The sequence below is a fragment of the Devosia sp. genome, from assembly GCF_028290645.1.
In the GTDB taxonomy this organism is placed as follows: Bacteria; Pseudomonadota; Alphaproteobacteria; order Rhizobiales; family Devosiaceae; genus Devosia_A.
Genome location: NZ_JAQGJL010000380.1, coordinates 1 through 10,046 on the forward strand (window position 1 = coordinate 1; position 10,046 = coordinate 10,046).

General features: G+C 65.2%; 9 protein-coding genes. 6 read left to right on the forward strand and 3 right to left on the reverse strand.

Annotated features, from left to right (window positions below; translation table 11 throughout):
• Positions 1–485: 485 nt before the first annotated feature.
• Positions 486–1,091, forward strand: coding sequence for a hypothetical protein (locus JWQ89_RS20245; RefSeq protein ID WP_299644072.1), 606 nt, complete (start codon positions 486–488; stop codon positions 1,089–1,091).
• A 13-nt stretch (positions 1,092–1,104) separates the two neighbouring features.
• On the opposite strand, the gene JWQ89_RS20250 is transcribed toward JWQ89_RS20245, so the two are convergent.
• Positions 1,105–1,638: a transglutaminase-like cysteine peptidase gene (locus tag JWQ89_RS20250; RefSeq protein ID WP_299644073.1), complete on the reverse strand. Its 534-nt coding sequence runs from the start codon at positions 1,636–1,638 to the stop codon at positions 1,105–1,107.
• Positions 1,639–1,878: 240 nt separating this feature from the next.
• On the opposite strand from JWQ89_RS20250, the gene JWQ89_RS20255 reads away from it, so the two are divergent.
• Complete coding sequence (locus JWQ89_RS20255; protein ID WP_299644074.1) at positions 1,879–2,997, forward strand: FecR domain-containing protein; 1,119 nt, start codon at positions 1,879–1,881, stop codon at positions 2,995–2,997.
• A 24-nt stretch (positions 2,998–3,021) separates the two neighbouring features.
• Positions 3,022–3,732, forward strand: a complete 711-nt coding sequence (locus JWQ89_RS20260; protein ID WP_299644075.1) for a response regulator transcription factor — start codon at positions 3,022–3,024, stop codon at positions 3,730–3,732.
• Here JWQ89_RS20260 and JWQ89_RS20265 read toward each other — a convergent pair.
• On the reverse strand, positions 3,678–5,162 hold the full coding sequence (locus JWQ89_RS20265; protein WP_299644076.1) for an ATP-binding protein: 1,485 nt from the start codon (positions 5,160–5,162) through the stop codon (positions 3,678–3,680). The two genes, JWQ89_RS20260 and JWQ89_RS20265, sit on opposite strands and share 55 nt — an antisense overlap.
• Positions 5,163–5,228: 66 nt before the next feature.
• Positions 5,229–5,402: a hypothetical protein gene (locus JWQ89_RS20270; protein ID WP_299644078.1), complete on the reverse strand. Its 174-nt coding sequence runs from the start codon at positions 5,400–5,402 to the stop codon at positions 5,229–5,231.
• Positions 5,403–5,686: 284 nt separating this feature from the next.
• Between JWQ89_RS20270 and JWQ89_RS20275 the strand changes: the two genes are divergently transcribed.
• From JWQ89_RS20275 to JWQ89_RS20285, 3 genes are read left to right on the forward strand one after another with little or no spacing between them, the layout of a single operon-like run.
• Complete coding sequence (locus JWQ89_RS20275; RefSeq protein ID WP_299644081.1) at positions 5,687–6,355, forward strand: hypothetical protein; 669 nt, start codon at positions 5,687–5,689, stop codon at positions 6,353–6,355.
• A gap of 9 nt (positions 6,356–6,364) precedes the next feature.
• Complete coding sequence (locus JWQ89_RS20280) at positions 6,365–7,807, forward strand: O-antigen ligase family protein (RefSeq protein ID WP_299644082.1); 1,443 nt, start codon at positions 6,365–6,367, stop codon at positions 7,805–7,807.
• Positions 7,808–7,809: 2 nt separating this feature from the next.
• Positions 7,810–9,951: a Wzz/FepE/Etk N-terminal domain-containing protein gene (locus JWQ89_RS20285; RefSeq protein ID WP_299644083.1), complete on the forward strand. Its 2,142-nt coding sequence runs from the start codon at positions 7,810–7,812 to the stop codon at positions 9,949–9,951.
• Positions 9,952–10,046: the final 95 nt, after the last annotated feature.

Below are 10,046 nucleotides of genomic sequence, written 5' to 3' on the forward strand. Positions count from 1 at the left end.
CCGACCTGACCGAAGCCCTGCTGGTGGCCGCGAACGACAATCGGGTGGCTCAGTATGGCGACGGCTACGTGACGCCCGAACTGCTCGAGTGGGCGAAATCGGTGCTCGGCACCGGTGACTATGAGGGCACGATCGACGCCTATCTCAACCGCTGACCCAGCCGCCGGGCGGGATGGGCTATTGTCCCGCCCGGCACTTCATTGCACGGGGCCGGCCGCTGCCGCTCCGGTGACCGGGCGAAGAGCTGCGAAGCGCATGCCGCCCTGCCCGACCCGCCAGGCACATGGCTGAAAGCTCAGGCGGGGAGAGCGCTTCCCCTCACCATCTGCGCACCGCTGGCAGTAGACAACTGCTCACCAAGACTGCTGGCCGCGGCACGATCGTGGAGGACCTGGGGGACTGATATTATCCTTACCAAGAGGTTACGATCTATCTTGCCGGAATAAACTGGTACGCTTCGCGGCAAAATGTGCGTGAGGTCCGGTATGCGTTTCGCCGCCAAATTGCTGTTCCTGGTGGGCATCCTGGTTCAGCCATCTGTTTTCCCCGGTGGGGTGCTTGCTGCCGATCTGCGCGGTACGGCCATAGCCTCGCTCGAGGCCCCCGCGCCCGTCTCGTTGCGCGAAGCCCTGTCCCGGTTCCTGTCGCTGGAGATGATCCGGGCTACCTTCGACGTGGTGCGCCGCGAAGACCTGGAACCGGCGCTCGAAGAGCAGTCGGCCCGCTGGAAAAGCCGGCCCCCGACGCTCTCGGAACTGGCTGATCTCAACCAGCAGCTGCTCACCGAGGCGAGCTACTATCTCGTGTCGCTGAGCTATGTCGTCCAGAGCGGCGGCGCGGTGTTCCCGAGTGACCGGTCGGAGATGATCTACGCCAACGACACGGTGTCAAAGCTGGAGGACCTGCGTCGCCAATTGGTGGACGCGTTCGAGACCGGGGGCGACGTGGTCCCGGTGCTGACCGAGGCGGAAAGGATCCGTGCCTTGACCGAGGGCTACCGCAACGTACCCAAGAATCTGGGGATCTTTGACGAGCACGGCGCCTTGCTGGACAAGGCTCTGGCGGAAGGCCCCAAGGGGACGCCGACCTGAGCGGCGCCTCGCCTCAGCTCCAGTTCCTGGGATTGGCGCCCGATATCGAGATGATGCGGTAGCCGGTCTGGCTGAGCGGCTTGACGGCCGCCGTGAGGTTGTCGAGCACCAGGTCCTTGCCGTTGGTCTTGACCACGAGAATGGCGTGGCCCTCGCCGCTGCGGGTCTTGACATAGGCGATGCGGAGCGAACTGGCCGGTATGCCCGCCTTGATCAGCGCCCGGCGCTTGGCCAGCACGTAGTCCTCGCAATCCCCGCTCGAGGCGCTGGCCGACCAGACGTCGGCACCGCTGTCATGGCGCGGCTGGATGGTGCGATTGACGTGGGAATTGACGCGCTTCAGCGTCGACATCACGTCGGCGGTGAGAGCGACCTTCGCCTTGCCGCCACCCCGGCACTCCTGCGGCGATTTGAGGCACATCACCTGGTAGCCGAGCGGTGCGTGCTGGCCGGCTGAAACTGGCGTCACGACCGCGCTGAGCAGCGCTGCCGACACTGCCGCAAACATCCGGATCGTGTTCGAACGAAGACTGAAAATCCTGCTCATCGACTTGCCTCGTGCCTCTATGGAACTCAATGTAACAGGCACGGCTTTCGAGCCGATTTGGCAATTCATGCAAATTTTATGCAATCGACCTGTTTATTCGGGATGTCGGCTTAATTGCGATGTGAGAGTGGGACAATCGGAATCGCCGAGATCGGCCGCACCGAATTGCGCTCCGCGCGTTGTGCGTATTCAAATGGACGGTTTGACGTCCGCTCAGCAGGCACAACCAGCATGCCGTTCATGACGATCCTCCTCCGACTCAACTGCAAAAGGCCGCGCCAGCCGGCCAGTGGGGTCGCCACCTTGGGCGCATTTCCCGGCCGGTTGTCACACTGGGGCGCCAGGATGTTGCGTTTTGGGCCAGTCGTGACATTACTTGCGCCACGTCCGGCGCCAATGCCGTTCGGAGCCGGGTTGTCCGGGCGCGAGATGTCGAAGCAGAGCCGACCCAGGAATCGATGCCGAGCCAGCGCGATCGCCTTCGCACTGCTGGCGCTGCTATGCCTTGCGCCGCCCGCGCTGGCCGCCGGGGGCTGGGCAGCGAGCTCGGTTGAGGGCACTGCGCTCAAACTGGCTGACGAGCGCTGGCGGGAGCTGGCGGAAGGCGAGACAATCCTTCCCCACGATATCCTGCGCACGCTGAAGAGTGGCCGTATCGACATCAAGTATGATGGCGGCACCATAGCGCTGGGGCCCGATACGACCCTGCGCCTAACGCCCTCCAGCAATTCCTCGCATGGTGCTGTCCTCGAGCAGTTCTCGGGACGCGTGACGATTGCCGTCGCTGCGGGCGGCGAGACGGTAACCATCTCCACGCCGAAGCTGCTGGCCGTCTCGAAGGGCGGGACCATGTCCGTTGCCGTGGCGGACTCGGGCGTAAAAGTTTTCGCCAGTGCCGGCAGCGCTACCGTGACATTCCTTGCCACCGGCGCCCAGCTGCTGGTGAGCGATGGCGCGACCCTCGCGATCTCCGCCGCCGACAAGGTCGTCCTCTCCAACGCGGGCGGCGATACATTTTCCGCGCTCGATCTCGCCGACATCACCACCGCCGCGGCGCAAGCCGGGGCCCCCCCCAGGGCTGGCAACGGCAACGCCGGCGGCAACGGCAACGGTGCCCCCGGTGGCAACGGCAATACCGGCGGAGCCGGCAACCCCGGGGGTAACGGCAACGCGGGCGGCGGCGGCAACGGCAATGCCGGTGGCAACGGCAATGCTGCCGGCGGCAACGGCAACCCCGCTGGCGGCAACGGGAATGCTGGCGGCGGCGGGAACGGGAACGCGAACGGCGGAGAAAATGGCAACGGGAACGGCAGCGGAAACGTTAACGGAAACGGGGCAGACAAGGGCAAGGACCAGTAATGGCCGGCGGTAGGGAGACCAAGCGTGTCTGAGGAAATTGAGGCGACATCACGGTTAGAGGCGACGATTGCGCTGGTCGACGATCATCCGACCCTGCTGCGCGGCCTCGCCTCGCTTTTCGATGACGAGCCCGGCTTCGACATCGTCGGAACGGGAACCACGGCGAGCGACGCGACCCTGCTCATCGAAACGCTCCACCCCGATATTCTCATTACCGACCTCAGCATGCCGGGCGATATCTTCGCCACGATCGAGACGATCGTGGCGCGCTTCTCGACCCGCATCGTGGTGTTCACCGCCTTTGCCAATGTGGAAATGGCGATGCGTGCCCTCGATGCGGGGGCACACGCCTTCGTCCTCAAGGGCCGCCCCTCCGAGGAACTCTACGCTGCAATCGAGGCGGTGCTGGCCGGCACGGTGTTCGTGTCGCCCGATTTTGCGCCGACCCTCCGGTCGGGATACCGGCACCGGTCGCGCGAAAAGCCTGCCGAAGTCCGGCTGAGCGCGCGCGAAAAGCAGCTCGTCAGCTGCCTGCTCGAAGGCAAGACCAACAAGGAGATCGCCCGAACGCTGCAGCTGAGCGAAAAGACGATCAAGCACTACATGACCAACCTGATGCACAAGCTGCGGGTCAAGAACCGGCTCGAAGTGGTCCTTGCCGCCCAGGCCATGAAGCAGCCTCAGATGCCGCTCGAGAGCGCCGACATTTCGGAAGTGCTCGTCTCCGGCCGATAGGGGATCCGCGCTGTAACGCTGCTCCGGTCGGCGCGGTGCAATTCGACCTCGAGCGTCCCCCCCAGCGACTCCACCCGAAACTTCATTCCCCTGAGCCCCAGGCCGACGGTGCCGCGCTCATGATCCGGCTTCGGCGGCGCGTGCCTGATGCTGTTGGAGATATTAATGGTCAGCACCCCCGAATGCGCCTCGGCGAACACAGATTGATCGGCCGCCGAGGCGTGGCGATACGCATTGTTGAGGGCCTCCCGCACCACCCGATAGACACAGACACGTACGTCGAGCGGAAAGCTGTCGCCGATGTTGCCGTAGGTGAGCGCCACCTCGGTGCCCGTCGTGTCTTCGTGCCGCGAAATGGCCAGTTTCAGCACCCCTTCCATGGGCAGGTCCGTCAGTTCGGGAAGGATCAGCCCGGTGGAAATGTTGCGCAACTCCTCCATTGCTTCCGTCGCCAGCTCGAGGGTGGCCTGATCCGCGCTTGCCTGTGTAGCGGCTGACGACCTGCGGCGGGTGAGCCGGAGGATGATCAGCGTCAGCATCTGGATCGGACCGTCATGGATGTCTGATCCGACCTTGGCGAGGAGGCTCTCGTTGGCGATGCCCGCGTCGACGCGCAGCTGTTCCGACGCCGCGTGGAGGCGCCGGTTGTCTTCAGAGAGACGGCGCGACTTCACCAGATTCTCCTCGAGCCGACGGCGCTGCGAGACGAGCGTCTGATTCCAGCGGTCGACGAGCAGGTAGAGCACCCCGATCACCCCAACGCCGATGCCGCCGACGGTCAGCCAGGCCTGCCAGCGCGCTTCGTCGAATATCCTCAGCAGTGCCGTGGCGCTGAGATAGAGCTGGGCGACTCCCCGCGGGTTGTCCGATCGGTCGTGCACCGGCGCGAGGAGCTTGAGCACGTTGACCGGCAGGCGCGGCACCGGTCCGACAGCCTCGAGTCCCACGTCGGCCACGCTGGCGACCATGCGCCCTTGCGACGCCACCGCGCGGAACGCCACCGGATCGGGGATGTCGGTCTCGAACACGTCGCTGGCCTCGTAGCGCTCGTTGCCCAACAGGTCGAACAGCCGGATCTGCAGCAGCCTCGTGGTATCCGCGCCGCTGCCGATGTTGAACACGCTGTCGAGTTCAGCCCTGGCCTCCGCCGAAAGCGGCTTGGACAGGTCGATCTTGCTCAGCTCGTAGGCAACGAGCGAATCGATGCTCGACGCGGCGGTCAATGCCACGCCGCGCGTGATGCTGTCCTGCAGCCGCATCACGGACAAATGCCCAAGGGCGACCACGGCGATGCTGACGACGAGGGTCGCCACAGCCAGGAAGCGCTGCGACAGCGTCGTGGCGCCCGCCAGCCGGCGCAGCCCGATGCGAGCCCGCCGCACCAGGGCGGCAAGGCGATCGAGTCCAATGCTGGCGGCGACGTCAGGCATGATGCTTGATTGCGCCCATTCCGACTAGCGTGGCAAGGGGCTGGCGCCGCGGCGCTCTTTCTTCGCCTAGCTGAACTGCGCCAGGAGGAAGCTAAAGAACAGCCACAGCAGCAATACGACGAGCCAGCCGGCCAGCGCGAGCACGATGAAAACCCAGCCCCGCGGCAGCCGCGACAAGGAAAACCGGCGCGGCCCGGCGGCTTTGTCGGGGCGCCAAAGCAGCCTGCGCAGGAATGTCATCGGCACCCGCCCCCTAGACAGCACCATGCTCGCCGTATGACCTTAACCAATTATTAAAAAATCCGGTCACGCCGGCAGGTACTGACGTAGGATTGCAGGTCTTATGCAGCAGAAAAGCGGCATCATGGGGGTAGAGGAGAATACGATCGGTTCGTGTCACCTTCCTCATAGACAACGCAGCACGAATGGTTGCTGGGCGAATTCGTCAGAAAACCGGCCTAGACTTGATCGAAGCCGTGGCCTCGATCGGGCGCTCTCGGTAGGCAATGAATGATGGGATCGGCGTGGCTGAAGTTCTGAAAAGAAGGGTCCTGACCATTGCCGCCGCTCTACTGTTGGGAGCCGCGGGCTTTGTCGGCTATCTCGAGGCGGTGCCGTACCTGAATACGGGGCCTGCCGCTGCCGATCAGTTCCGCGCCCTGCGCTCCGGCGCCGCCGCCGACGGATTGTCCATCGGTTCGCACGTGGTGGCGATGGATGCCTGCCTCTTGGCGCTGACCTCGGGCTATGGCCGGGCGCAGCCTACCCGCGACCGGCTCGCCGTCGCCGACACCTGCACCACGCGCGCCGCCGCCGACACCGCCGTCAGCCCCAGCTTTGCCTACGGCTGGTATGTCGAGGCTGCGGCATCCTCGCTGCGCAAGGATTGGGCCGCGATGAACCGGACCGCGGTCATGGCGCAGCGTACCGCGCCGACCGAGCAATGGCTTGCCGAGTTGCGGGTTGCCCTCGCCGAACAGAACTTTGTCGAGCTCGATCCGGCGGCGCTCGCGGCCCATGAAAGCGACCTGGCGCTGCTCGTCCGCAGCCGCCGCGGCGTGGCCTCGATCGCGACGCGCTATGTTGAGGACCAGGCGTTCCGCGCCCGCATCACCGACATTGTGGAAACCCTCGATCCGGCTGCACAGCGCGCGTTTGTCGACGCCGTGCAGGCGGCGGCGGGCATGGAATAGGGGGGCGGGTTGGCACGCTACAGGGACCAGACGTCGCCGGCGATTTCATCGCCCGGTGCCCCGGACATGCGCCTGCATCGGCTGCATGCCCGCCTGGCCTGGCTGCTGCTGATCATTGTTGTCGCCGCCGCCATCCCGCTCGGCAGCGCCCGCCCTTTCTTCTGGGCCCTGTTCGCTGTCCTCATCGGCGCGGCCGGGCTCTACTACGGGCTGGGGCTGGAGCGCACGAACAACGGGCTGCGCCGCACGCCCATCGGCTGGTTCGCGGCCGTGGGGTTCGGCGTGCTTTGCGTGTTCCTCCTCGCTCAGGCCCTGCCCTTGCCTTGGCCCTCCGGACTGGTCGGCGATCTCATGACCCGCGACGGCACGGTGCTGGCCTTGTCCCAGATCAGCCTCGCCCCGGGCAACACGCTGCTGATGCTGGTGCAGATGCTGAGCTATGGGCTCCTGGTTCTGCTCGTCACGCTGGTGGGCGCCAACCGCTACCGGCGCCTGCGTATGCTCGACGCGCTGTTCCTCGTCATCGTGGTCCACGCCGCCTACTCGGTCATCGCGCTGACGCAGCTCGGCGACATTGTCCTCATCTTCCCCAAATGGGCTTATGAGGGGGTTGCGACCGGTACTTTCGTCAATCGCAACTCGTTTGCCACCTATCTCGCCATCGGCCTCGTCCTCGGCACCGCGCTGACCCTCGACGAGATTGGCTACCGCATGGGCGCGGACCGGCTGACCCGGGCCAAGGACGGCGGCCGCCCGGTGCGCAGCCTTACGCTCCACATCGTTGGTCTCCTCGTCGTCATGTCGGCGCTGCTCGCCACCCAATCGCGCATGGGCGCCGCAGCGGCGTTGCTGGGCGTCCTCGTCGTCGCCATACCGCTGATCGCCGCCCTGCCCCTGCGAAGCAGCCGGCGCCTGTTGATCGGGTTGGCGGCGCTGGTTCCGGCGGTCGCCCTGTTTCAGTTTTACGGCCTGGGCCTGCTCGAGCGCCTGGGTTCGGTGGAAGGGGCCGCCGACGTGCGGCGCGATCTCTACGCGCAGGTGATCGAGATGATCTCCGCCCGGCCCTGGGCCGGCTATGGCGGAGCTGCGTTCGAGGTGGCTTTCCCCTTGTTCCATCGGCCGCCGGTCAGTGCCGACCTGGTCTGGGACAAGGCGCACAATACCTATCTGGCGCTGTGGGCCGAACTCGGGATAGTCGTTGGCAGCATCCCGATACTGATCCTCTTGTGGTTCGGCGTTCGATTGCTGCGTAGCTGCGTCACCTCGCCCGATCGCGTGGCCCAGCTTGTCGCCCTCGGCGCGCTGGCCGCGGTGGCGCTGCATTCCTTTGTCGACTTCAGCCTCGAGATCGAGGCCAATGCCCTCTTGCTGCTGATGCTGGTGGCCCTGGGCCTCGCCGCGTTGCGGCCGCGAGCGTCGGGCAAATTGAGCGAGGGTGTGGACGGAAAATGAACATGGCCAATTCCGAGATCGACCTTAGGCGAATCCTCGATCTGCTCCGGCGCCGCGTCCGGCTGATCGTCATTACAGTCGTCGCCGTGCTCGCCGTTGCGACGCTCGTCACCGTGTCCCTGAAGCCGGTCTATACGGCGTCGGGCCTCGTGCTGGTGGATCCCAGCCGCAAGAACCTCCTCGCGCCCGACAGTCAGGCCGTGAGTGGCTCGTCGGACAGCGCCCGGGTCGACAGCGAGGTGGAGATCGTGGTCTCCGACTCCAACCTCCTGAAGGTGATCAAGGACATTAACCTGGTGAGCGATCCGGAGCTGGGGGTACGCCTGGGCGTTGTGCGAACCGTTCTCGCCTGGCTGCGTTTGGGGGACACGAAGCTTCCCACCGGCGAAGAGGCGCTGGGCGAGGTGCTGAGCAATCTGCGCCGGGCCGTAAGCGCCCAGCGTATCGGCCTCACCTTCCTGATCGATGTGGCGGCCCGCTCGCAGGACAGCACCAAGGCCGCCGCCCTGGCTGATGCCGTCGCCAAGGCCTACGTGCGCAGTCAGATCGAGGCCAAGATCAGTAGCACCCTCGAGGCGCGCGACATTCTCAGCGCCCGACTTTCGGAAGCCAGCGCCGCGGTGGTCAAGACCGAGGGCGCCTTCGACGATTTCCTCACCCGGAATATCGACGACATCGTTGCCGGCACCGGGCGGCAGGATATCGCGGACCTGCAGAAGAGCCTGATCGCCACCGAGGCGGAGCGCGTTCGGCTGAGCAATCTCGCTGAACTGGTTGGCAAGTCCGCTGAGCGGGGAGAATGGACCTCGCTGGCCACGGCGTTGGGATCAGACGCGATCAGGGCGCTCGAAGCGCAGCGCCAACAGGTCCTTGGAAACATCTCTCGGACCCCTGACGATGCCCCGGCGACGGTGGATCTTCGCGCCCGGCTGGCCGAGATCGAGGCGAACCTCGCCGCAGCGAGCAAGAGCGAACTTTCCTCGCTCCAGGGCGAAGTAAGTAAAGCGCAGGGGCGGGAAGGCGATTTGCGCGACAACCTGCGCAGATCCGTGCTCAGCTCGGATCTGCCGACGGACGTGCTGGCGCGGGTCTATGAAATCCAGCAAGCATCCGAGATCGCCCGCACGCAGTATCAGACGCTGCTGGTGCGCCTCAACGACCTAGAGACGCAGGCGGCACTGCAGGTCGCCGACAGCCGCATCGTCTCGGAGGCACTTCCGCCCAATCGACCCTCCTTTCCCAATACACCGCTGATCCTGGGCCTCGCCGGACTGTCCGCACTGGGCCTCGGCCTTCTGCTGGCAGTGCTCTACGAGAATTATGTCGGGGGGTTCACCAGCGAGCGCCAACTTGAGTCCGTGCTGAAGGTCAGGGCGATCGCGTCGATCCCCCGAACGCGGTCTGGCGAGGACGGTGACTCAGAAGGGCGCGGCGCGACGATCGCCAATATCATGGTCGACGCGCCGATGTCGGCCTATGCCGAGTCCATCCGCAGCGCGAGGGTCGCCGTCGACCAGATCCTGCGCAAGCGGCCTGCCGGCGATAGCGGTAGGGCACCGATCGTCATGATTTGCTCGACCGTGCCCAACGAGGGCAAGACGAGTGTCGCGCTGTCAATCGCACGCGCCTATGCGATCGCTGGGCGTCGCACCCTGATGATCGATTGCGACCTTCGCCGCCCGAGGCTCCATCAGCACTTGGGTATCGAGCCGGATAAGGCCGTGGTGGATGTGCTGTCCACGGGGCGCCGCGAGATCGATCTGGCCGCCGTCACCTATCAGGATCCCATGACGGCGCTGCGGGTCATGCTAAGCGCGCGCCGGGGTGACGTACCCACCGACCAGCTGGTTGCCGAGCCGGCCTTCCAGGCCCTGCTCGAGACGGCGCGGCGCAGCTTCGACATAGTCGTGCTCGATACGCCGCCAATTGGCCCGGTCGCCGACGGCCGCTGGATCGCAGAGTTCGCTGATATTATCGTCCTCGTCGTCAAATGGTCTTCGACCTCGCAGCAGGATGCGTACCACGCGCTGGAAATGCTGCTCGACGCCAAGCGAGAATCTGTAGAGGTCGTCGCGCTTCTCAATCAGATTGACAGTTCTCAACTGGGCGGCGCCAAGTATTATGGTTACTACGGGCCAAATTGAGGCGCGTGATTTCAGCCGCCCGGAGCCCATCTGCTCTGTAATGTGATCGATATACGGACCTTGGTCTGATTGACTCCTTGTTCAGCGGGGGCCTA

Excerpts from the sequence above, each read along its gene's own strand:
- JWQ89_RS20245 (WP_299644072.1), top strand. The coding sequence starts at position 486 with ATGCGTTTCGCCGCCAAATTGCTGTTCCTGGTGGGCATCCTGGTTCAG.
- JWQ89_RS20250 (WP_299644073.1), bottom strand. The coding sequence starts at position 1,638 with ATGAGCAGGATTTTCAGTCTTCGTTCGAACACGATCCGGATGTTTGCG.
- JWQ89_RS20255 (WP_299644074.1), top strand. The coding sequence starts at position 1,879 with ATGACGATCCTCCTCCGACTCAACTGCAAAAGGCCGCGCCAGCCGGCC.
- JWQ89_RS20265 (WP_299644076.1), bottom strand. The coding sequence starts at position 5,162 with ATGCCTGACGTCGCCGCCAGCATTGGACTCGATCGCCTTGCCGCCCTG.
- JWQ89_RS20270 (WP_299644078.1), bottom strand. The coding sequence starts at position 5,402 with ATGACATTCCTGCGCAGGCTGCTTTGGCGCCCCGACAAAGCCGCCGGG.
- JWQ89_RS20285 (WP_299644083.1), top strand. The coding sequence starts at position 7,810 with ATGGCCAATTCCGAGATCGACCTTAGGCGAATCCTCGATCTGCTCCGG.